The organism is Nostoc sp. UIC 10890 (genome assembly GCF_054786515.1).
Genome location: NZ_JBSGKF010000005.1, coordinates 157,287 through 181,169 on the forward strand (window position 1 = coordinate 157,287; position 23,883 = coordinate 181,169).

Annotated in this window: 15 protein-coding genes; 9 read left to right on the top strand and 6 right to left on the bottom strand. The window is 42.0% G+C overall.

Annotated elements, in window-relative coordinates:
* Positions 1-22: 22 nt before the first annotated feature.
* The 3 genes from ACWATR_RS34450 (at position 23) to ACWATR_RS34460 (ending at position 10,133) form a co-directional block, all read left to right on the top strand.
* Positions 23-3,910, top strand: a complete 3,888-nt coding sequence (locus tag ACWATR_RS34450) for an Eco57I restriction-modification methylase domain-containing protein (protein ID WP_460343112.1) — start codon at positions 23-25, stop codon at positions 3,908-3,910.
* A gap of 48 nt (positions 3,911-3,958) precedes the next feature.
* Positions 3,959-9,307, top strand: a complete 5,349-nt coding sequence (locus tag ACWATR_RS34455; protein ID WP_460343115.1) for a DEAD/DEAH box helicase — start codon at positions 3,959-3,961, stop codon at positions 9,305-9,307.
* 166 nt (positions 9,308-9,473) lie between these two features.
* On the top strand, positions 9,474-10,133 hold the full coding sequence (locus tag ACWATR_RS34460; protein WP_460343118.1) for a peptidase M15: 660 nt from the start codon (positions 9,474-9,476) through the stop codon (positions 10,131-10,133).
* On the opposite strand, the gene ACWATR_RS34465 is transcribed toward ACWATR_RS34460, so the two are convergent.
* From ACWATR_RS34465 to ACWATR_RS34490, 6 genes are all read right to left on the bottom strand, one after another.
* A complete protein-coding gene (locus tag ACWATR_RS34465; RefSeq protein WP_460343121.1) occupies positions 10,123-10,356 on the bottom strand; it encodes a hypothetical protein in 234 nt (77 codons plus the stop codon). The two genes, ACWATR_RS34460 and ACWATR_RS34465, sit on opposite strands and share 11 nt — an antisense overlap.
* 328 nt (positions 10,357-10,684) lie before the next feature.
* Entirely contained in the window at positions 10,685-13,876 is a 3,192-nt protein-coding gene (locus ACWATR_RS34470) for an RNaseH domain-containing protein (protein ID WP_460343124.1), read from the bottom strand.
* A gap of 2 nt (positions 13,877-13,878) precedes the next feature.
* Complete coding sequence (locus tag ACWATR_RS34475) at positions 13,879-17,292, bottom strand: pPIWI_RE_Z domain-containing protein (RefSeq protein WP_460343127.1); 3,414 nt, start codon at positions 17,290-17,292, stop codon at positions 13,879-13,881.
* Between the two features lie 178 nt (positions 17,293-17,470).
* Complete coding sequence (locus ACWATR_RS34480) at positions 17,471-18,970, bottom strand: restriction endonuclease-related protein (RefSeq protein WP_460343130.1); 1,500 nt, start codon at positions 18,968-18,970, stop codon at positions 17,471-17,473.
* A 293-nt stretch (positions 18,971-19,263) separates the two neighbouring features.
* Positions 19,264-20,241 carry a hypothetical protein gene (locus ACWATR_RS34485; protein ID WP_460343133.1) on the bottom strand — a complete coding sequence of 326 codons (978 nt, stop codon included), beginning with the start codon at positions 20,239-20,241 and terminating at the stop codon, positions 19,264-19,266.
* A 108-nt stretch (positions 20,242-20,349) separates the two neighbouring features.
* Entirely contained in the window at positions 20,350-20,583 is a 234-nt protein-coding gene (locus ACWATR_RS34490) for a helix-turn-helix domain-containing protein (RefSeq protein WP_100904288.1), read from the bottom strand.
* A 172-nt stretch (positions 20,584-20,755) separates the two neighbouring features.
* Between ACWATR_RS34490 and ACWATR_RS34495 the strand changes: the two genes are divergently transcribed.
* The 6 genes from ACWATR_RS34495 (at position 20,756) to ACWATR_RS34520 (ending at position 23,870) form a co-directional block, all read left to right on the top strand.
* A complete protein-coding gene (locus ACWATR_RS34495; RefSeq protein ID WP_460343136.1) occupies positions 20,756-21,562 on the top strand; it encodes a hypothetical protein in 807 nt (268 codons plus the stop codon).
* A gap of 107 nt (positions 21,563-21,669) precedes the next feature.
* Positions 21,670-21,996 carry a hypothetical protein gene (locus ACWATR_RS34500; protein WP_460343139.1) on the top strand — a complete coding sequence of 109 codons (327 nt, stop codon included), beginning with the start codon at positions 21,670-21,672 and terminating at the stop codon, positions 21,994-21,996.
* Positions 21,989-22,192 (top strand): hypothetical protein, encoded by a 204-nt coding sequence (locus ACWATR_RS34505; protein WP_460343142.1) that lies wholly within the window; start codon positions 21,989-21,991, stop codon positions 22,190-22,192. The genes ACWATR_RS34500 and ACWATR_RS34505 overlap by 8 nt, the downstream gene beginning before the upstream one ends.
* Before the next feature lie 25 nt (positions 22,193-22,217).
* Positions 22,218-22,607 carry a hypothetical protein gene (locus ACWATR_RS34510; protein ID WP_460343145.1) on the top strand — a complete coding sequence of 130 codons (390 nt, stop codon included), beginning with the start codon at positions 22,218-22,220 and terminating at the stop codon, positions 22,605-22,607.
* A gap of 125 nt (positions 22,608-22,732) precedes the next feature.
* A complete protein-coding gene (locus tag ACWATR_RS34515; RefSeq protein ID WP_460343306.1) occupies positions 22,733-23,563 on the top strand; it encodes a hypothetical protein in 831 nt (276 codons plus the stop codon).
* Between the two features lie 97 nt (positions 23,564-23,660).
* Complete coding sequence (locus ACWATR_RS34520; protein ID WP_460343148.1) at positions 23,661-23,870, top strand: hypothetical protein; 210 nt, start codon at positions 23,661-23,663, stop codon at positions 23,868-23,870.
* The last annotated feature ends 13 nt before the right edge of the window (positions 23,871-23,883 follow it).

A 23,883-nucleotide genomic window follows, 5' to 3' on the forward strand; every position in this document is an offset into this window, starting at 1 on the left:
TTTTATTTTTAATTCTTCAGATATGAAAACTACATTAACTGCGCTTCAAATCGAAGGAAATTTACTAGCTCCAGATATGACTGCCCAAATGCTAGAAGGCAGCATCAAAGGACAATTGCCAGAAGACTTTGGTTTTAATAAAACTGACAAGCTAGCAGATGAAATTGCTACTGCCTGGGGCGATGCTAAAGCATACTGGGCAGCATTTCAACGCGCATTGGCAAGGCTGGATGAAAATAACTCGGCTACTACCATTACCCGTGAACTTTGGACAGTGCCATTACTGCAAAGTCTAGGTTATGAACCTGTATACACTGCAACAGCCGAAGTGGTAGAGGACAAAACTTATGCGATTTCCCATCGTGCAGAAGTAGGAGAAAATAAACCACCTATTCACATTATTGGTTGTCGGCTAGAAATCGATAAACGTCCTCCTAGTGGCACACCCAGATTATCGGCACACGCACTGGTGCAAGAGTATCTTAACAAGACAGAGCATCTGTGGGCGATCGCAACCAATGGTTATCGCTGGCGGTTACTGCGTGACTCTTCATTGATGACTCGGCTTACCTACATCGAATTTGACTTAGAACAGATTCTCAACGGTGAGAATTTTGCTGAATTTGGGCTGTTTTATCGGTTGTTCCACCGTTCCCGTTTACCTGAAGGTATGGATGATGCGGATAAGTGCTTGCTGGAATATTACCACCAAGAAGCACTGCAACAGGGGGGACGGGTACGCGAAAAACTACGGGATGGGGTTGAAAAAGCCTTAGTTCAACTAGGTAATGGCTTTATTCAACATCCACAAAATGAACACCTGCGCCAAAAATTAGGAATTATCCCCCACTACGAAACAGAAATTACAAACTACGAATTTTATCGCCAATTGTTGCGGCTAATTTATCGCCTTCTGTTTTTAATGGTGGCAGAATCTCGCGATTTATTATTAATTGGAGATGACTTAGAGAAAGCGCGGATATACCAAGAATATTATAGTATCGAACGCTTGCGAGAGTTAGCTGAACGTCCCTATTGGCGGCGGGAAGGTTTTCAAGATTTATGGCAAGGTTTGTGGATAACTTTCTTGCTGTTTGATGAAAACTGGCGCGGTGAAGTACTAGGTTTGTCTCCCCTCAATGGAGATTTATTTGGTTCAGGTACCCTTTCAGCTTTAGATGATTGTGCAATTGATAATTATGATTTACTGATAGCACTTCGTCAGCTATCTTTGTATCAAGACAAGGGGCAATTAAGGCGGGTTAATTATGAGTATTTAGACGTAGAAGAATTAGGAAGTATATATGAAAGTTTACTTGACTTTCATCCCAAAGTAATTTCCCATCAAGGGATATATGAATTTGCTTTAGTTTTTGGCAGCGACAGGAAAACTACCGGCTCTTATTATACCCCACCACAGCTTGTACAGCAACTGATAAAAACTGCACTTGAACCAGTAATTAAAGAAAAGCTTCATAGTACGCAACAGAAGCTAGGCAATTTAGAAAACAATCAAGAATTAGAAAAAGCACTTCTTAGTTTAAAAGTATGTGACCCTGCTTGTGGTTCAGGCCATTTTCTTTTAGCAGCAGCAAGGCGGATTGGTAAAGAATTAGCCAAAGTTCGTACAGGTGAAGCAGAACCTGGAATTGAACCTTTAAAATTAGCAATTCGAGATGTTATTCAAAATTGTATTTATGGGGTGGATTTAAACCCGTTAGCAGTAGATTTATGCAAGGTTGCGTTATGGATTGAAGGATTTCCTGGTAAGTTACCACTTAGCTTTTTAGACCACAGAATTAAATGCGGAAATTCCTTAGTAGGAGTATTGGATATTAATTGTCTATCAGAGGGAATACCTGATGAAGCTTATAAGCCTGTAACCGGGGATGATAAAAAGTTATCTTCACAGTTTAAGAAGCGGAATAAGAAAGAACGGGAGACAGATAACCAAGGACAATTATCAATATTTGGAGGTTTAGAAACCGAACGTACACACTATACAGAAAGTGCGCGGGAGTTAGGAGATATTCCTGAATCCACACCGCAACAAGTGAGAGAAAAACAAGCACGATATCAGCAAGCTCGTAAAGATTCGGGATGGTGGCGAGATTATTCGGCGTGTAATTTGTGGACTGCGGCATTTTTTATGCCATTGACTGAGGAAAACTTGCAGCTTTTACCAACAACGGCGGTGTTAACTCAGCTATTACAAGGTAATTTGTCAACGCAAGAGATAGTAAATACAACAAATAAGTTGGCTGAGGATAAGCATTTTTTTCACTGGCCTTTGGAGTTTCCTGAAGTGTTTGAAGTAGATGGATTTGACTGTGTATTAGGAAATCCACCTTGGGAACGGATTAAGTTACAAGAAAAGGAGTTTTTTACTTCTCAAAGTGCGGAAATTGCTAACGCTGTAAATAAGGCGGCGCGGGAGAAGTTGATTAAGGAATTACCTAAGAAAAATCCAGAGTTAGCACAAGCTTTTGAAGATGCAAAACATGATGCTGAGGCGCAGAGTAAATTTATCCGTGAGTCTAGTAGATTTCCTCTAACTGCAATAGGAGATGTTAATACTTATGCAGTGTTTACAGAAACTGTAAGAAAAATAATTTCTTCTACAGGAAGAGCAGGAGTAATTATTCCTACAGGTATTGCAACAGATTCAACTACCTCTACATTTTTTCGTAATCTGGTTGAAACTTCAAGCCTCATTAGCTTTACTGGTTTTAAAAACTCAAAGATGATTTTTACTGGTATTAAAGATTATGTAACATTTGGAATTGTAATTATAGGTTATTCGGAATCTACCTTTAATTCAATCAAGTTTTCTTGGCTAGCATTAGATGTTCAACAAGCAAATGACTCAGCTAGACAAATATTTTTAAAACATTTAGATTTTGAGTTGATAAATCCTAATACGCTGAATTGTCCCATTTTTAGAACTTCTGTAGACGCTGCAATAACTAAAAAAATCTATAGCACGGGAGTAGTTATAGAAAATGAGAAGACAGGCTTCAATCCTTGGGGTGTCTCTTTCTTAAGAATGTTTGATATGTCTAATGATAGCAATTTATTTAAAAATGAAATTTCAGACGGCTTAGTTCCTTTATATGAGGCAAAAATGTTTCATAATTTTGATCATCGATTTGCAACTTATGAAGGAGCAACACAAGCAAATATTAATGAAGCAACTTTACCACAAACTTCAGCCGAAATGAAGCAAAATCCTTATTTTGTTAATCAGCCTCGGTACTGGGTTACTAATAGTGAAGTAAAAAATAGATTAAATGATAAATACTCATTCAATTGGTTTTTATCTTTTAGAGGTATTTCGGCTGCGGCAAATGAACGAACAGCAATCTTTAGTATTTTGCCTAAAGTCGCAGTTGCGAATAGCGCACCCTTGTTATTAACAAGTATAAATAAGTCTGATTTAATTACTTGTTTATTTGCTAATTTTTGCTCTTTAACATTTGATTTTGTAACCCGACAGAAAGTAGGGGGTGCTAATATTAACTTTTTTATAGTCAAACAACTACCTGTTATACCACCAGAATCATACACTCTAGAAGACATTAAATTTATCAGTACTCGCGTACTCGAATTAGTCTACACCGCCTGGGATATGCAACCCTTCGCCAAAGACATGGGATACGACGGCGAACCCTTTATTTGGAACCCCAACAGACGCGCATTATTAAGAGCAGAATTAGATGCATATTACGCCAAACTGTACGGACTCACCCGTGATGAACTGCGATATATTCTCGACCCTGCTGATGTCTACGGCGCAGACTTCCCCAGCGAAACATTCCGCGTATTAAAGAATAACGAAATTAAGCAGTTTGGTGAATATCGCACACAAAGATTAGTTTTAGAAGCTTGGGACAATATGTTTGGTTCGTAGCAAAACCAAATAGATAAATATTTCTAATTATTAATTTTAATAAAAAAGATGGCTATAACTGTAAAGCTAAATGAATTAATCCAGCAACCAGAGAATGCTATTTTATCTATCAGCACTCTATTAGGTCAAAAATTAGCATTATTAGATTGCTTAGGTGTGGTTGCCCTTACTCCAGAGCAATTAACCCTTTTATTTACAGCTATCCCTGAAACTTGGCAGTCAACCGAAATTAAAGAAGTTTTCGATTTCTCCACAATTACCCCAACCTTTAACCACCAACTTCAAGACTGGATTAACCAACGCTTAGGATACATCCAACCCCAAACCTCCATTACCGACTACGAGTTAACAAGTACAAATGATCTTGATATCTTTAACTTCCGCAACGAGGTAATAGGCGACTACCGCCGCTATATAGAAAGCTTCCTCAAAATCCGCGATCGCAAAGTCAAAGAATTTGTAGACGCAGAATTAGACAAGGGGCAACTCTGGACTGACCCCCTAGTACAACTCAATCCCAGTTACAAAAAAGGTGCAACAGTTAAAGAGTTAGTACAACAGCAAACGCTTCATCCAGACTGCGAGAAATACTTCTACAAAAAAGACGGCACGCCCTTTACTTTCCATTACCACCAAAAGCAAGCATTTGAAACCGCACAACGCCAAGAACCTTACGTTGTTACTACAGGAACAGGTTCCGGTAAAAGCATGACTTACGTCGTGCCGATCTTTGATGATTTACTGCGTCATCCTGAAATTTCAGGAGTCAGGGCAATATTGGTTTATCCGATGAATGCCTTAATTAACTCCCAAAAAGAAGAACTCGACAAATTTTTACGTCAAGTTCCGAATACTCACATTCGTGTTGAAAAATACACTGGGCAAGAAAGTTTAACCAAGAAAACAGAAATTCAAAACAATCCACCCCATATTTTGCTCACCAACTACGTGATGCTAGAGTTAATGCTCTCACGCACTCACGAAAATAAACTGGTCGAGTCTCCCAATTTAAAATTCCTGGTACTGGATGAATTACATACCTATCGGGGACGACAAGGTGCAGACGTTGCCATATTGATCCGCAAACTCCGTCAGCGTAGCAAAAGTAATGAGGAATTACTCTGCATTGGCACAAGTGCCACCATGTCAACGGTCGGTTCCCGCGAACAACGCCGCCAAGTTGTAGCAAATGTCGCTAGTAAGTTATTTGGCGTGGAAATTAAACCCAACAATGTTATTGATGAAACCCTAGAACGTTCTATCCAACGTGTTGAACCTACTATTGAACAACTGTGCCAAGGAATCTTGGCAGGTTTACCAACCGAATTAGAACAAACACTAACAGAATTCCGAAACCATTCCCTAAGCTACTGGATCGAGATGAACTTTGGTTTAGAAGAAAGAGAAGGGCATCTTGTGCGCCGTCAACCCATTAGTTTAGAAACGGGTGCAAACAAACTTGCCCAACAAACCCAGCTTCTAGAGGAAACTTGTTTAACAGTCCTCAAACAGATGTTCCTTTGGGGAAGCAAAACTAATGGACTTGCCTTTCGCCTACATCAGTTCATTTCCCAAGGGGGAAGCGTTTACGCCACTATTGAAAATCGAGACAAACGCCATTTAACCCTCGAAGGTCAATATACAACCACCGACAACCGCATACTTTATCCCCTCGTTTTTTGTCGGGAATGTGGACAGGATTATTATGTCGTGCGCTACGATGCCGATAAGCATATTACCCTGCCTCAATTGCCAACTGCATTAGATATTAGTCCTGATGATGCAGATATTACCGAAGGTTATCTTACCCTTGATGAACCAGAACTTTGGGATACAAGCGATGAAGATAGACTTCCTGACTCTTGGTTTAGTGAAACCAAAAAGAAAGGACGGGTTGCCAAAAAAGACTTTGTACGGTTTATTCCTCGCAAACTCCAAATTCTACCCAATGGTAAAGTTACATCCTCCTTGTTGCAAGGAACCACTTGTTGGTTTATTCCTAAGCCCTTTTTGACCTGTCTCAACTGCGGTGTACTTCATGACAAAAAGCGCAACGAATTTGCTAAACTCTCTCGCCTCAGCAGTGAAGGACGCAGTACCGCCACCACTCTACTTTGTCTTTCTACCACCAGCCGCCTCAAGCAAGTCTTTACAGGGGAGAAAGCTAAAGCTGCCAAAATCCTCAGTTTTACCGATAACCGTCAAGATGCGTCTTTACAAGCGGGACATTTCAATGATTTTGTCCAAACCAGTTTCTTACGAGCAGCACTTTTAGGCGCAATTCAAGCCAAAGGACAACTCACTCACAGCGAATTAGCTAGTGTAGTCGTCCAATACATGGGAATTACTCAAAACGACTACGCCAAGCAAGCAGCAGAATTTGGTGTCGGGAAGCGTCGCAATGAAGAAGCCTTTCGCAAACTGATTGAATACCGCCTTTACGAAGACTTACGTCGGGGATGGCGCATTGTTCAACCCAACCTCGAACAGTGCGGACTGTTGATAATTGAGTATGACGGACTCCAAGAAGCCTGTGCTGACGATAAACTATGGCAAAAACACCGCCATCCTCTTTTACTACAAGCGACTCCGCAACAACGTTTCGTAATTACCCAAGCATTCCTCAACCATTTGCGACGAGAATTGGCAATTGATGCCAAACTTTTACAACCAGACCAAAAAGATTCACTTAAAAGCGAAGTTATTCAAGCTCTTAAAGAACCTTGGGTATTTGATGAGAACGAATATTTATACTTAGCAACTTGGGCAACTATTAGTACTGGTGGTAATGAAAAAGCGAAAGTCAAACTTACTACTAGAAGTAAAATTGGACGATTTTTGCGATCACCGAATACATGGTCGCTCCGCAGCCAACTTTTAACAGATGTAGAGTTCAACAGCTTAATCACTACTTTAATTGATGCTTTGTGTGATGCTGGCTACCTAGTGCAAGAAAAATCTGAGGTACAGCTACGCATAGATTCACTACTATGGAAAGCAACCAACCTCAAGGAAATCCCTACCGATCCCTTAACATCCCGTCGCTTGCAAGGTAACGATAAACCCAATATATCTGTTAACCAATTTTTCCAAGGTTTTTACCAAACCAATGCCTTGCAAATCCAAACAATGGAAGGTCGAGAGCATACCGGACAGGTAAGCAACAAAGACCGTCAAGAACGGGAAGAAAAATTTCGTCAAGGACAATTAGCTGCATTGTTTTGTTCTCCGACAATGGAATTAGGTATCGACATTTCCGACCTTAGCGTTGTCCATCTCCGAAACGTTCCCCCCAGTCCTGCTAATTACGCCCAACGTAGCGGTCGTGCTGGTAGAAGTGGACAACAAGCTTTAGTCATTACTTATGCTTCCATTGGTAGCGGTCACGATCAATACTTTTTCAAACGACAAAATCAAATGGTTGCTGGGGTAGTTGCTCCACCAAAACTAGAGCTAGCTAACCAGGATTTAATTAAATCTCATGTTTACTCGATTTGGCTGGCACATACTGGGGTTTACTTGGAAGATTCCATGAATAAAATCTTGGATTTGGAATTAGAAAACTATCCCCTCAAAGACAGCATTCGCCAACAACTTACTCTGAGCCAAGCCAAATTAACCCAATGTCTGCAAGCCGCTCAGTCTATCTTCTCAGACTTTTTCTGCCAAGAGGATCTGCAAAAAGCTTCTTGGTATTCGGTCAATTGGTTACAGGTAACTATCGAAAATGCTCTGAATGCTTTTGACCGAGCCTGTAAGCGCTGGCGAGAATTGTACACAGAATCAGTCAAGCAGTTAGAATCTGCCCGTCGCACCATTGACCGTTTTGCTAGAGGTGATGTTGCTCAGGAAGAACGTAACAATGCCGAAGCTCAGGCAAGAGAAGCACAACGACAAATTGATTTACTCGTCGGACACAGCCAAGGCAAGAGTAATTCCCAGTTTGAATTTTATCCCTATCGTTACTTTGCTGCCGAAGGGTTTTTACCAGGATTCAACTTCCCTCGCCTGCCAGTTCGGGCATTTATTCCGGCTGGTGAAGGTGGCGAATTTATTTCTCGTCCACGCTCAATGGCATTACGGGAATTTGCTCCCAATAACATCCTTTATTATGAAGGTAGTAAATTCATGGTGGTCAAAACTAAAGTTCCTGTTGGTGGCATTGAAGGCGAGTATAAACGGGTAAGTGTCTGTGCTAATTGCGGGTATTACCATGATGGCGATTTTCGTGACACTTGTGAAAACTGTGGCGCAGAAATAAAACCTGATGTTCATAGGAATGTAGACAAGTTGACTCGTGTACTGCCAATGGAAACTGCGATCGCTCGTCGTCGAGAACGCATTACCTGCGACGAAGAAGAACGGCTCAAGTACGGCTACAACATCACCACACATTTCCGCTACGCTAGCCAAAAGCGGGAATCAGCCATTGTCCAAGCTGCTGACGGTACGCCACTGTTCAAATTAACCTATGGGGCTACAGCTACTATTTGGCGAATTAATCGGGGACTGAAGAGGAATAGAGAAGAACGAGGATTTAAGCTCAATCCAACAACGGGGGTATGGGGCGACCATAAAAATCCACAGACTCAACAGACACCCGACACCTTGCATCCCGAAGTAAATTTAATGGTTGATGATACTTGCAATATCTTGATTGTTGAGCCATTAAATGTTCCTGTTGAGGATAGAGAAGCTTTTATTGCCACCCTGCAATACACCTTAGAAACTGCAATTCAAGCCGTTTACAAATTAGAAGCTGATGAACTCGACTCCGAACGATTAGGCGAAGGCAAATACTTGCTTTTTTGGGAAGCTGCTGAAGGTGGTGCAGGTGTACTCTCTCAGCTATTAGAAAAACCAGAGGCATTTAGAAAAATTGCTGATGCAGCTTTCGACATTTGTCATTTCACACAACCTAAAGACAGTTGTATTCAAGCTTGTTATGAATGCTTGCTCTCTTACCGCAATCAATTTGACCATGCACTGATAAATCGTCACCTCACCAAACCTTGGCTTGACCTCTTACTAGAGAGTAGCGTTATTACTCAAGTTAAAGGGCTTTCTCGCGATCTGCAATATCAAAAATTGCTGGAACAAACAGACCCTAACTCTGATTTTGAGCGTGTGGTTTTGCAAGAAATTTATCGACGGGGGTATAAATTACCCGATGCTGCTCAGAAATTTATTCCAGAGGCAAACTGTAAACCAGATTTTGTTTATGAGGAGAAGGCGATCGCTGTTTTTTGTGACGGTTCAGTTCATGATAGCCCCAATAAGCGCAAGCAAGATAAAATTGAGCGCGATAATCTGAGGTACGAGACTGGTTATACTGTCCTTACCTTAAGCCATAGCGAAGGTTGGCAAACTGAACTGCTTGTTTTAGCAAGTTTATAACCTAGAACAAATCTATCCACTGACCCTTAATTTTGTACAATTGCCCCCAAAGTGCCATTGACCGCACGTAAATAATCATCTGGCGATAGCAGAAGCAGTATCCCTCCCATTCCATCACTGAAGGTATATTTGCGGGTATTCGTCGCGTCGAATTAAATTAAAAATAATGAAAAGACCACAAACTGTCAAATCATTGGAAGAATTAGGTCGGGTACGTTTGTCAAAAAACTTCTTTATGCGTGATTTTCTACACTCAGAAATTTCTCAAATTGAAGGAATTCCAAATATACCAGATAATCCTGATTTGGCGATCGCCTCCGGCAAAAGTCTTTGTGAACAAGTTCTAGAACCAATTCAACAAGCTTTCGGAAGAATCAGCATTCGCTCTGGATATCGGTCATCTGCTGTCAATGCTAAAGGTGCAGAAAATAAAAACCAGTACAATTGTGCTAGTAACACATCTAACTATGCAGTTCATATCTGGGATGTTCCAGACGCTAAAGGTTATATGGGTGCTACAGCCTGCATTATCGTGAATTCTTTCATTGATTATTATGAGAAAACTGCCGATTGGACAGCCTTAGCATGGTGGATTCACGATCGCATTGATTATTACAATGCAATCACCTTTTTTCCCAAGTATGCTGCATTCAATATTGGTTGGTCTGAAAATCCCGAATGTAGAAAACTATACATTTACAGCTATATCCCTAATCCTTACACAGGCAAGAAGGGATACTTAACACGTTTAGGTGCAGAAAATTATTCAGGTTCACATAAACAGTTTTATGAAGAGTTGGCAACGCAGTTAGCTATTACACTTTAATTTCAGACTCTAGAAAGCTCAAAGTTTTTTCTTCCAACTCAGTAAGATAAGGACGATTCACCTTCCCCAACGACTGCAAAAGACTTTTGACTGTCTCCTCCAGCGAATCGGAATACACCTGATTAATGCGATCGCAAATCACCCGCATCTGCTTACACTCGGCAGGCAGGTAGTTGAAGGACTTTAGGTGCTGCAAGCCAACGGCATACTCGCCATCCCACATTCTCACGGTGCAACTAAAATCATTTATTTGAGGGGGTAAATGAGCAATCGTACAGAGAATTATGCTAAGGCTGTAATCCTTACTGGGTAAGTATTCTGCAAATCAATATTTTTCACAATTCTCGATGTACCGATTAACCTATAGATTATTTGGCGCAGCTTTTTTGTACGATACAGCAAGGGTTTGAAGACTTTAAATTTTAGAGACTTCAATTGGTACAGTTTAATTTTTGATGATCGTAATATTGAAAGTGACTCATCAAGTTCTTAGCGTAACTTTCGGTATCACTGCTTATTTAACCCCGTATAAGAACTTTGTTCAGTCCTTTTTAAGGCTCTGCCTCCACTTCAGTATCTTCATCTTCAATTGCAAACTCGCTAATGTAGTCCCGCACAACACGCTCAAAAAACAAGGGAGCAGGTAAAACAGTCCACTCGCTATAATGACCAAAGCTATAGCGTAGTGATTCCACGAGGGAAGCTATACAATCAGGGTCATCTTGCGGTTGCCGTAATGTAACAAGAATCTCAAGAGGGTTTGGAGTGGGCCACTGATCCAAAAATGGTGGTTTTTCCGAGACTTGATGAATCTCTAACCCAGCCTGGTTTAAAACTTTTTCTCGTAACCCACCATCTTTTTTTAGAGTTACAGGTGTATTTATTTGTATTGGGCGATAGCAACTTTGTCCGCGTAAATGCTGGTGGAGTGTTTTACCTCCCACAGATAGATAAGCAACACACTCACTTTGGTTGGTACCACTGAGTCGGAATAATCCAGATGAACTAGATGCAGATGGTAGTTTAAGGTTTGGGGGCAATTTTTTTAATTCCTCTTTAGACCGTGTGTCTTCTAGAGAGGTTTCAGCTAGAAGCCTTTCTTTTTTATCAATAATTCCAGGGGCAAGGTCTTGACGAATCCGAATTATGCGTGCGCCCTGCCACTCTTGCTCCATCCATTGATACATTTGCTCAAAATTAATTTCATTTGCATTAATTCTGATATCTGCAAGCCAAGGCCACAGCTGGACACAGTTAGAAGAATCAATCATTACTAGTGGCTGTGCTTCTTCTTCCACGGAATTAGAAATAATCTGTTTCACAAATTCCATGAATCTAGTCTTACGCACTTCATTTTTATCGCCCAGTTTTACTGGAGACAGTTGAGCAATGAAGGCGATTCCATCAGAAAAACTGCTCCAAGGGCTGATTGCTAAGGTATTTCCTTTGTCATGGGCACAGCAAAGTTCACACTTGCCTGTATCTACCTTGAGGCGCATCGCCACTGCTAAAAATGTATTTTCGATGCGACCGCGAACACGACCCCTCTGTTTGCGGACAACTGTAATCGCCAAAATTTCTTTTGGTCTGGCTTCTGTTGGAATATCTTTTAAGTACTTGTCAACCTTCTCTTGCACGCCATCAATACGACCAGAATGGGCAGACAGCAAATCTTTCAGAGCTGCTTGTACTCGATGGAAGAAATCTTCTAATTTAAAAAGTTTTGTTGTTTGAGTCTTCTCAATTGGTAAGACAAACTGTACGCAAGAACCAGCCATTGCAGCCAAAGCTTGGCGAGTTGAAGGTTTATTCACCCTATCATCATGTTTTAGATTGTTCTGTCCTTGGGGATCTGGGTAAAATTCTCGTGCCATTATCAAGCAAAAAGTTCGCTGTTCGCGTAGAGCAACTTGCTCTACAATAGGTTTCCACGCCTCACGTCGGCATTCCGAACGCTCCTTAGCTTTTAATTCTTTGCCTGGTAATGCAACTCTGGGCCCATGAGTATTTGCTGGTAAACAAGTGGCTAGGAATTCTATTGTTTCTCCCCACAGAACGCGGATAATTGCTTCTAGCAATTTCATCTCTGTTTGCAACTCCTTTTCATAGAAGATGATGAGTAGCAACCGTTCATTTGGGTAAAGTCGCCGCAAGGCCTCTTGATTTGCCCGAATAAGCGATACAAGTTCATTTGTCTGGTCTTTCGATTTGGAGCTACCAAATTGGAGAACTTTCCTTCTCTGATGAATCTCATCTAAAACAATGTCAAAGTGTTTGCGTAACAAACTGTTTAGCTGATTATCGTCAAATTGCTCAAGGTATTTTGGGGTAAACTCCAGGTTACAATTTGTTTCAAGCGCTTCTAGGCAAGCACCAAGCACTGTGGGAGGATTAATCATACGTGATGCTGTATCGTCCGAATTGTGCCTAGATTTCACCTGCGAGTAACCCTCAAATTTTTGAAGTCCAATTCGCTCAAGAATGTTTGCAATTGCCTCAAATGCTTCTAGCTTATCAGTCTCAGGTACACCAGCCTTAATTCCATATTCTTTTACACCGTTCTGAAGCCCATTGCGGTAAGTCAGCACTACTGTGTTACTGTTATCACTGGCTTTGCCCAGTGCAATATCTTGCCCACTAAAAGTCTGTGCTTTTAGTTTCAGTTCACGGCGCAAAGCTTCAAAATCCTTATCTGTCACCCACTGCCAGTTTTTATCATCCTTTTTGCAAACTACTCGGTAACTAAAGGCGCGGTCGGGATGGTCTTGAGAAAAGACAAAGCCACTAATATCATTACGGTCAAACTCAGGGGATTTCAACTGACTTATCCAGCGCCGCTTAGAAACATCTATTTTTAGCAAAGGCTGATGAAGGGAAGGATATGTTATTACTTCTAAGCGTACCACTAGACTGAATTTACCTTTTTCTGGGTTGTCAATGATGCTGATTGGCTTAGTAATAAGTTCTGCAACGCCAGAAGTGAGTCCACCACCACTGGATATAATCCGATTCATTGAACCTAGACCGTGAAAAATCTCTTTACCAGCTATTTGGCGAGCTACATGATCGGCTAGAACTCGATACAAATATTTGCTTTTTCTAGTATCAGGATTAGTTGTACCTGTTTGCTCCGACCAAGGCCAAGGTAAAGCTTGGTATTTAAAGGGTATGATTTGAAAAATTTCTTCGTTTTCTCCTAATTCTTCTAGCCTATTAATAATTTCTTCTGATATTTGTTCTCGTTTAGCATAAGGTCGAAGAAAGTTAGTAATCCAGTTGTCGTGTATTATTTGAAGAGACTTTTTAATTGCTTCTAAACTGCCATCAACTAGATAAGCAAAAGGTTCTGGTTCGCTTGTACTTTTAGTATTTAAAGCAAAGGTGCTAAGACCTAAGTTCGACTCCAGTCGTGCTAAATCTTTGAGTCCTACTTCCAGAAGTCCACGCAGTGAAGCATAGGGAAGATTTTTAACATTTTTATGTCCATCAGTGCGATTTCCTTTTTGAATTGCAGCTAAATTGCCTAGAGCAACCTTTGTCCATGCAAGCGTATAGCCCTCCACCCATACGGTCGGCAAATCGTCTGGGATCTTAAAGGCTAGAGGGACAAACTTGATACTTTTAGGCATCCCTAGCGGAATATAAAAGGATTCTGAAAGTGAATTTGTCTCAGTTACTTCATCTTCGTCAAGTTCAGATAAATCTTCATTAAAGCTAAAGTCGTCAGAAAAATTGCTACCCATTATTACATCTCCAATAATTGTGAAAATTCATCGAAATCTTCCTCGTCTGTCAACTCTTCTTTTGAACGCAGATTTTCAGGATAAATTACGCCTTCAATTCGTTGTAAAGGGGTTAGAAATGTGCCGTAAAGTTCTTGATAAATTTCTCGAATTACAGGGTCAGGATGATTTACACATTCTTCTAGGATGATTCGCATCTGTACCAACATACTGTTTCGCCCATAGTCGGGTTTATCCTTTGTGGATTGAATCGCCCAAGCTGCGTCTACAAAATAAACTGCTACTGGACAACCATTCCGCATACCTCGCCCAATTGTTTGTAAAATGGCAACCATTTGATTAGCTGTAAATGGTCTAAATAGATCAGAACCAAGACGGCTAGCCATCAAAGGTTCGCGCAACAATCGATTAGCAGATCGCCAAAGATTTTTTCGAGACTGGTGCCAAGAAGAAGCGATCGCGCTCAGGTCTTCTGCTTCGGTAAAAACTTTACTATCAAATTCTTGCGTTGACCGTCCTGCTAGGCTGTACAAAAGCTGCATATCATCCGTGGAAGGATGAGGACGAGTGAGAAAGTAAATCGATCCAATTGCAGCGTCAAGTTTCCTTTGCCCTTTGGTGAAAACAATATTTACGCCCCGACCAATTGCAAGTATGGGGAAAATTAAAATATCGCAAGTTTCATCATCTCCTAGTGCTTCGCACTGGGCAGTTGTAACAAAATCTATTGGTTGCTCTCCTTCTTTTAGAGAGCGAACAACTGCTTTTGTGCGTCTGCTAACCTCTGGATGATAGTCGTTAAGAAATTTTTTGATAGTGCGAGCTTGCTCGTAGCTATTAACGATTAAGGCTGCTTTGCGATGTATGCCGTCTTTTACATCAAAATTGCGAATAGACTTGAAAATTTCTGATTTTGTAGTGCCACCCCGTACCAATGCGTCCACCATTCGCTTGAGATTGCGTTCCTGAAGTTCTCCAGCGCCACTGTATCGCAGGGGTTCATCGCCACGCTCGCGATCAGGAATCCATTTGAAGCGGTAAACGCTGCGTTTTGGGTCATGCTTTGCTTGGCGCGGTTTGAGTAAATAATGCGGCCCAGCATTAATGTGGTAAGCCGGACTTGCTTCCAGAAATGATGTTGCCGAAGTCATTAAAATAGCTGGTTTTGATTGTTCTCCATCTGCTTCTAACAATTTATGAAAACGGTGCATCAGCATTCGCGGCGCACCGACAAAAGTAATATACGAAAGTTCTACGTTTCGAGCAGTGGTACGAGTTGTCTGCGCTTTCTTAAAACTGTATTTCACCCCAGAAAACGAACCAAGAATATTTTCCGGGATAATCTTTCGCAATTCTGGCGTTGCTGTAGACTCCACAATTGGTTCTCGGATTAGCCCTTCTGCAACCATCGTTCTAGTTCCCGGTACAATTCGTTGATAACCCAAAATCATGAAAGTGACTGATACCAATAATGTAATTACATCGTTTGCTTCAGTTGGGGATTGACGGCCGGGAAAGCAGAGAGGAAGAAACAATTCGGCAATCTCTTCGACAATTTTGTCACGTTGCTTAATTGAATCTTCAGCTAGGTAACGGCGGAAGTGCTTAACTAAATTCTTCCATTGTGCTTCTAAAATATTACGGTTTGTTTCTAGAATTTGAGCGCACAAATCAGCTTTAGCCCAGTCTGTTTCCTCAATACCTGTACGGTTGTAAAAGGCACGGTAAGCTGCTGATTCCCAAACTTCAGTCAGCGCCCGACTTTTACTGAAACCAAGTTTGACTTCAAGGTCATCAAGCTGATCGCGTTTGGAGTATTTCTCAAAGCCATCTAATAAATCACTAACAAGCCTTAATACAGTTAATAGTTGGTTTTCATAACGTTCCCCCACCCTCGACGAGGGCATATTCTGAATGGCGGTCATTAGCGAAGTATTGTGATTGCCAAATTCTGCTAAGTAACGACTGTAGAGTTCTACATCTCGGTCAGATAGTCGATGATTTTCCCCACGAGCAAAGCGGTTATGGATTTGTTCGAGAATTTCCCGGTGAATTGAAGTGTCCGAACCTGAGATGCTTAAAGTTGCTGCCCCGTAAGCATCCAAAACTGACTGCACCATGTCGGCTTCGTCAAACACAACTACATCGAACGTACGGGCAATCAATTCAAAATATCGCAAATTCTCTCGAATCGCATGGGGTGGTACTTGAGTATCGAGGGAGCGCACATGACCAACCCAAATATCTGCGTCTATCAAATCTCGCGGTGCTTTGTTACGACCGCACATTGTCCACAAAGGACAAAGGCACTTCTTCATTTGCCCTTTCTTACCCCCACCTTGCAAAATCTCTTCGCAAGGTGCGTAACCAAAACCCCACATCGAAGTATCAGCATTTGAAAAGGCTGGTAAAACACAATTCAAACTAAATACTTCTGCCCCTTCCAAACTGTGGGCAAAGCCAGCATTACCTCCACCAGCTGCAATTGCCTCAGCAATATTGTCTGCATGACGACGACGAGTCTCATCACTTTGACCCACTAGCATTCCCACTTTAACCTTATGAAATGCCAGTTGAGCCATGTACTGTCTGGCTACTTCAATCGAGGGGAAAAGAAACATGGCTTTGTAAGCATTCCGTCCCAACCAAATAGCCGTCAGCACGAGAAGCGTTGTTTTACCAGCCCCTGGCAAGCCAATTAAATGCTTGATGCCTTCTAGTTCCAATGTGTCATCTTCTTTCCGCAGTCCCTTGCCGATAGACGGTATCATCAGGTCAAAGTGTTCAAAACGACTCACCCAGCTCCCAGATCGCCGTTCGGGATTTTTGGACTCACGCTCGTCCATCTCAATAGCTAAGTCACGTAGTTCTTTCAGGGGAATGCGGATTTTTCCTTTGGGCTGGCGATTGAGAGAATGCGTGCGACGTTCGGCAAGAGGGGCGGTAATAGGATTGATTGGTACTCTCACTGCCATTGTCTCTTGACCTAAAGAAACCACCATTGGCTGACGAGGGTCGGCAACTGTTGCAGTATGTAGTTGATAGGACATCGGCGTATTAAGAATTTTACGCGCTTTTGCAATCAACGGGTCTTCTAAGGGGTCTGTTCTTTTGAAGCGAAGCGTCTGAGCCTCAATCTCATAGGTTCCTTTTGTTTTGTTGCAGTAGTGATGATCGTTATAAAGCGCTACTGCATGTTTTACTGACTGCTCCGTAACATAAGTCAGCGACATCTGCCGCATATTGAAAATGCCTTGACAAGCTTGCTTTAATTTAGGTGCGTTCAAGATACTCGCCATGCCTGACATTGCCACTGGTGCATAGTCCAGTGAGTTAGTACCAATAAATTCTTCCATCAATACGCATAGCCAACAAATTCGGTCTGCACCTTGCCAGAAATCAGGTTTGATTCGCATAAGTAAAAGAAATAAGGATAAGAATGGGAAAGCTTTTCCCAGATTATTTTGCTTGTTGGAACGTTACGTTTAATGATTTCCATCGATTTACTAAGCTGTCGCATCTTTACTTTTCTAAAGTATTTTGATATATCAAGAGTTACGGTTTCCAAAAAATGCAACTTGTAGCTGTGATAATTTACATCTGTTTTAAAAATTCAATCACCAAGGAAACTGGCAAAATTTCTAAAGTAGTGGGGTCTCCTTTTTTATCGAGTGTTGACTTTAGGGTCGAAATGTAACTAGGGTTTTCTTCAATTAACTGGTCGCTAATGGCAATAATGCGACGACGATAGTGAACCAATCCCCCAATGCTACGGTTGAGGCGTAGAGCTAGAGATACAGGACTTGTGTAAGATTTAGCATCAATACCAATTGCCCGTTCATTTATCGACACATCACATAAATCAGATTCCGGGTACAATTCAGCATTTAGCCCGTGTTGTAGGGCTGTATCAAAAATTTCTAATTCATCAATTGCCGGGCCAGTCCAGTAGGTCAGAATTTGAGGCTTTGCAATCAATAAACGGTCTTGAGATGGGTCTAACTTCTCCAAAACTTTTGCTCCTTTACGGCTGTTACACTGTCGGATTGGACAGTGCCCTTCTGGAAAATTTTTTTTATTAGGATGCGGTCGCATCAACGTGCCACAGTGGGCGCAACGATGAGCTAGCCCTTTGATTAGCCAGATATCTGGTACTGAGTCGAAGAATGTGTCGATTATCGTTCCCTGTATGGGGGTTAGATTGTTGTCTACCAAATAATCCCATAGTTGATGTTCGACTATAAGCGAGTACCTGCCAACTAGCTCCCGTAAAGCAGTGTAGGTTTTGTGCTGGCGACGACTTCCCATTCGCTCAGTTGCCTCACGCAAATATCTATGCAGCCGATGCTCAATCACATTGTCTTCGCCAAAGGCTCCACTGATAGCAGCAATCTCTGAACAATCTGAGGTTGGTACGCGCAAGTCTGGGTCAATTAGGGTAACTCCACCGAAGCGAAAATTAGAGTTGCGAAAAACTTCTAATTTCCACTCTTCGCAAACAAGTGAGTATCTAGCACGTTCCAAAACAGTATGCACACAAGCAGCGCTGTCGGTTAGCCCTTCTTCAATATATAGACGACCCAATTTACACATGGCCTTATAGAGTTCGGGTGGCATACTATCGTGTTGGCAGACAATTTCTCTACCAGAAAGAACCCGGTCATATTGGCGAAGAATTCCCTGTGCCAACAGAACGATAGCATCTTCAGCCAAATCAGCTACTTGGCGATGTCCCGTAGATAATGGCAAGAGAGTTACTTCCATTGCAGGTGACCATGTGGGATCTTGACCATCAGCTTCTGCAATGATTTGCCTTTCTAAAATATTTTCAGAAAATGAAGGCAAAACTTGAGCGATCGCTGTTAGCGTCCAGCCTTTTTTCAAGAGAAGAGTTGTTGCTAACCCCTCCAAAATCTGTCGAAATCTAAATTCTTCTCCTTTGGGTTGCGAAAGAAGTTGCTTTGTTCGCCATGATCGAACAGTCCGTAGGGCAGGTACTTCTACTGAGAGTCCTAGCTGCTCAATCCGGCGTTTCAGTTCTTTTGCAAGAGCCTCCGCAGTTCCCTGCCATTGACGCACGTCGTCAAAGTACATAAATTACAAAACGATTTTTTACATCAATTCTTGTTTACACTAATTGATGTAAATCAAAATGTCAAGTCAGCTTGCTTAACTAAAATGTAAGCTGAAAGTAAGCAAAACCAGATAGCATCACAACTTACGCTCAAGTATATTTTTAGAGAAGAAGCCTTTAAGCCCAGCGTCGGATACAAGGATAAATACAGGGTATTCAGCCAAGATACTGGTTGACTGACAAAAGTCTAAGTAAAAAAAGAGGCGCAGACTTATGTCCCTCTTTAGCTGGTACTTTATTTGATTGCAAGCCTCTAAAGATTTCCCTCTATGAAGCTCAAAAGTTCTTCCTCAAACGCAGTTAAATACGACCGCTTCAATTCCCCCAAGTGCTTCAGTACAGTACGGGCAGCTTCTTCCAAGTTCTCGTTTTCCCGTAACCTACTGATGCGATCGCAAATCATCTGCATCTGCTGACACTCCGCAGGCAGGTAATTGTAAGACTTCAGGTGCTGCAACCCAATGGCGTACTCTCCATCCCAGGTTTTGACGGTACAACTGAATTCGCCCACATGGTTAACTATACCCCAGCAGCCACCTTTGCCCCTCAGTTCGGGATTGTCTTTAACAAGGATTTGGCAGACTTCGCCAATTTGGTATGTGTTTGGTACTTTCGTCCTTTCCATGATGCGCTGCACCACATCTTTGACAATTCTGGCTGGCGGCACTTTTCCCCCTGCCTGCTCCACCGCTTGCCGCCATACTTCTTGCTGTTGCGATGGTTCTAGCTTAGTCAGTGGTCGAACTTGGCGTTCGGTTGTAGGCAAAATTTGGGAACCATTGGTTCCCATTTCATCCGATATCTCGTTTTGGGAACCATTGGTTCCCATTTCATCCGGTATCTCATTTTGGGAACCATTGGTTCCCATTATTATGTTGTCAACTACATTTGAAGCAGCTATTAAATAATTTACATGGCGGTGAGTATAGGCAAACCGAGAACGGCAATATTCCTCAAACGTCTTGTGCGTCGAGCGGTACAATCTGCGATCGCGCAATTCTGCCAGTGCCTTACCCGCCTCAAAAAACGCTCTTTCCACACGGCGCTCTAGGTGAAGGCGATCGCGTTGTTCCGTTTCGGACAACTCCTCTACTTCAGCAGCAGTAACTGTAATTGTTGCTGTAGCAGGATTTTCTGGATCAAAGGTGTCTTCGGCAGAACTAGCGGTTGCTTGTAAATTGTTGGAGACAGCAGAGGTGGCTTTTTTGCGGTTCGAGGATGGTTTAGTCATGATTCCACCCTTTCAAATGGTATTTCTCAGACTAGATAACAATTTTATGGTTGTAGTCAGGAGCTACAATCGCTCGTAAAAAAACTAAGGGCAAGGCGAGAGGAGTAGTTAATCATCGAATTTCACTCCTAAGTCAATACCAAGTACTCGCTCAATTTTCCTTAATGTGTCTTCAGGCAAAGCATCTCGTATTCGTTCTGCCTCAATATCGTGCCAGTAAGATCGGCTAATATCAGCTTCTCCTGCCAAAACCTCGACTGAACGCCCATCAGCTTTTCTAGCTTGTTTAATTTTTCCTCCTAAACCTGAAATTTCAATGTCTGTGTAGCGTCTGATTTTCACTATATCCACCTAAACCACCTCCTTTAATGTAAAACGTCGTCCTACACTTACTATATAGTGTCGTGCATCAGTTGACAACTGTAGACCATCAGTCTACAATATTTATATAGAGAAAGCGCCCCCGACCGGAAATCTGAAGCGCTTCTCTATGTCCATTAAGACTTTATCAATTATGACTTACAACATCTACAGCCAACAACAGCTACAACTGAAATCTATTGCCCGTCTGAAGCAAATCTACAGCGAAATCGGCTGCACAGTGGAAGTAAGCGACAAACGCTGCAAGGATTCTTGGATTACTGCGATCGCTGAATATCAAACCAGCAAGATTCAGAAACTCACCTTCGCTGCCCCCGACAACCAAGCCCTCGCCCAAGCCGAACTCGACAGCTACATCGCTGACCAAGCCCAAGCCATAGCTCCCGAACCCCTCAGAATAGTCGAAATCTCTTTTTACGATCATGAAATTTACTGCGGCGAGGAACTGATAGCCAGCATTAGCCACGACGATGACCTAACACAGCCTTGGGTAGTCTTGGTACAGGGCAAAGAGAAATTCCGCGCTAACACTTATGCAAGATGCTATCGCTTCATTCAATGGCATCACCAAGACAGCACACTAAACGAACCCGCCCAAGTAGAAACACCCCCCACGACCGAAAACCTAATCATGGCGCATATCTTCAACGAGTGCCAGAATTACGGGTTTGAAATTCTCGATGATGGCATTTACAACAACGGCGTGAAACTGGGGCAAGTCGGATGCACTGATGGGAACTGGTGGGTGAAGAGGCGTTATTCAGTCCAGCAGCAGTATTCTAACTCCGTACTTGATGCTGTGCGCTCATTGTCGATGGTGGACGTGTCTACTGATAGTAAATCCATTTTTGAGGAATATTTTTTAGATCAGCCGTTAGAACAGTTAACTGGCGATAAATTGCAACGGCTGCTGGAGAGAACGGAGTTAGTCACAGCGTAATCTTGGGCTTCGCCTGGGAAAAGGTTAAAGGGGAAAGGTAAATTTCTTCATTCCCTTCCCCTTTCCCCTTTCCCTAATTATTTATTCACCAATCCCCAATTAAATCAATGCAACCCACAATCGTAATCCCCCAATACTGGGGCTACCCTCGCTTTGCTTTAGATCAGCGTACAGAACAAGGCACGATTCTAGGACTTTACTACTATCCCTCTGGTACAGAACTGGCTAATGAATTTGATGAAGGATGGCGTTACGTATTGATGCCTAACAAGAATTCTGACGAGATATCGTACTTGCAAGAGAATCAAATTCAACCGCTCTCTCCGCAGGAATTGTTCACGCAAATTACCGCAGAGATTGAGTTTTACCAACAGCAGATAGCAATTCTGCAACAACAGTTAGCTGTAGTCACCGGAGGAAAAGCGAATGTCTAAACCGATTGACAACGACTTTGACCGTAGAGCCAATCATTTACTGCGTGTGCTTCAGTTTTGCGGTGGTTGTGTTCCTCTGCACCGTCTTCAGTTTCAATTCTCCAATTCAGTCATTCAAACACTGTTGGATAAAGAACTGGTGCAAGTACAAAACACGGGGCGCGGCTTTTTGTTAGAGATTGCCGAGGATTTTTAGGTTATTAATCCCAGAGGACAAACTTATGAAACTTTACGCTAAGACCATTGCACAGACTTTACCTGATTGGGCAACTATCGTTACACAGAGCGCAGATTTATTTGAAGTCGAAATCAACGATGAACACCCTGGTTTTCAATCCCTGCTTGAAGAGTTAGAAACGGAGATTGAGCCAGGAATCATGGGAGTGAAAGCAGAAGATTTATGCTCACGGCTGGGCATTGAAATGTCTAATCCAAATCTCTGCCAATTACTTGAACAAGCCCAAAATCTGATATCTGAAATTGCTACGCACCCAGATTACAAACAACTACTGGAGTTGGGATATCAACCTGATTTAAACATTGCGGATGCTAGCACTGCGCTCACTTATTTGCAATGGGAGTTAGAGCGGAATCGAGAACTTTCAATTTAATACAAAAGCGTTCACCTGAATGAGTGCCGCTTATTCAAGTGAACGCACGGAAGTTTTTCTCCCGCTACAGAATTCCCATTATGGCACACAGAACAACACTCAATGAAACTTTAACCGAGGCGAACATGGTTACTGAAATCAAACTAGGTTTATGCAACCCTCCCGAACCCATCTATTTATATGTCAAAAATGCCGAGTTAGGTGGAGAATTTTACCTGTGGTATCACTACGATATTGACAGGGATAAAACCATCCCTGTTTCCCAAAGAGCATTAACTGGGTATCTTTCAGAACTGCGATTGACGACTAAAGAATTCAAAGGCAAGGACAATATCAAGCTGGATATTGTTGTCAGTGCTGATGAACTTTACGTTATCAGAACTGGTGTTGAAACCAATTTCGCAAAAAGCTTTCTTCTTGCTGCCTCATTAGTTCAAGATTTTTCTAAGCCACTGATTATTGTTGCTAATGCTGGCGACGAGAATACAGTTTTCTGTAATCTTTACGATGCTGCAAGTAAGACCAAAATTTATAGGGAATGGAGTAGAGATTTAGATTGGGCAACAATCATTCATGACATTCAAATTTTATTAGCTGGGAATTCCTCAACTACTCCATCCACGCCAAAACTTAGTGTAGTCCCTCAAGCGGTACATCCCCAAGATTTACGAATCAAAAATATTCGCACTTTGCTTGATTATCCCCTTGATTTAGTCAAAGAGTGGTTGGAATTTCAGGATGTTGACCGCCCAAGTCTACTTCATATTAGCAAGATTAATGAACTGGTAAAAACCATGTGTTTGGCTTGGGCAGCAGATAAGTGTGACCATCCCAATCATGCTGAATCTTTGTATCAAAAGCAGGTTGTTAATGCTGTCGCTAATGGTGCAAATGAATTAACGGCAATCAACGGATGGATGCAAGAGTTGCAAGCTTCAAAAGCCGGAGCGGTGTAAATCAAAAGTCAGAAGTCAGAAGTCAGAATTCAGGATTCAGAATTATTCTGATTTCTGGCTCCTGGCTCCTGAATTCTCAACATCAGAGGAATTAACCATGAGAGTCATCGTTACAGTTGTTGAAAAAATCACCAGCGAAGCGCACATTGATATCCCTGATGGGCTGAGTCAATCCGCAATCAAGCAGCACATAGTATACCGCTACAACACCGGGGAAATGGTCACAGATATGAACATCTTTCAAGTGGATTTTGAATCTATCAGCGCTCGGATTGTCCAAGAACATTCTTCTCCTAAGTCTGCATAAACATTGGAGGTAA

Bases quoted from the DNA above. Each gene is read 5' to 3' on its own strand.
- ACWATR_RS34450 (WP_460343112.1), top strand. From the start codon at position 23: ATGAAAACTACATTAACTGCGCTTCAAATCGAAGGAAATTTACTAGCT.
- ACWATR_RS34455 (WP_460343115.1), top strand. From the start codon at position 3,959: ATGGCTATAACTGTAAAGCTAAATGAATTAATCCAGCAACCAGAGAAT.
- ACWATR_RS34460 (WP_460343118.1), top strand. From the start codon at position 9,474: ATGAAAAGACCACAAACTGTCAAATCATTGGAAGAATTAGGTCGGGTA.
- ACWATR_RS34465 (WP_460343121.1), bottom strand. From the start codon at position 10,356: ATGTGGGATGGCGAGTATGCCGTTGGCTTGCAGCACCTAAAGTCCTTC.
- ACWATR_RS34470 (WP_460343124.1), bottom strand. From the start codon at position 13,876: ATGGGTAGCAATTTTTCTGACGACTTTAGCTTTAATGAAGATTTATCT.
- ACWATR_RS34475 (WP_460343127.1), bottom strand. From the start codon at position 17,292: ATGCGAATCAAACCTGATTTCTGGCAAGGTGCAGACCGAATTTGTTGG.
- ACWATR_RS34480 (WP_460343130.1), bottom strand. From the start codon at position 18,970: ATGTACTTTGACGACGTGCGTCAATGGCAGGGAACTGCGGAGGCTCTT.
- ACWATR_RS34485 (WP_460343133.1), bottom strand. From the start codon at position 20,241: ATGACTAAACCATCCTCGAACCGCAAAAAAGCCACCTCTGCTGTCTCC.
- ACWATR_RS34495 (WP_460343136.1), top strand. From the start codon at position 20,756: ATGACTTACAACATCTACAGCCAACAACAGCTACAACTGAAATCTATT.
- ACWATR_RS34500 (WP_460343139.1), top strand. From the start codon at position 21,670: ATGCAACCCACAATCGTAATCCCCCAATACTGGGGCTACCCTCGCTTT.
- ACWATR_RS34505 (WP_460343142.1), top strand. From the start codon at position 21,989: ATGTCTAAACCGATTGACAACGACTTTGACCGTAGAGCCAATCATTTA.
- ACWATR_RS34510 (WP_460343145.1), top strand. From the start codon at position 22,218: ATGAAACTTTACGCTAAGACCATTGCACAGACTTTACCTGATTGGGCA.
- ACWATR_RS34515 (WP_460343306.1), top strand. From the start codon at position 22,733: ATGGTTACTGAAATCAAACTAGGTTTATGCAACCCTCCCGAACCCATC.
- ACWATR_RS34520 (WP_460343148.1), top strand. From the start codon at position 23,661: ATGAGAGTCATCGTTACAGTTGTTGAAAAAATCACCAGCGAAGCGCAC.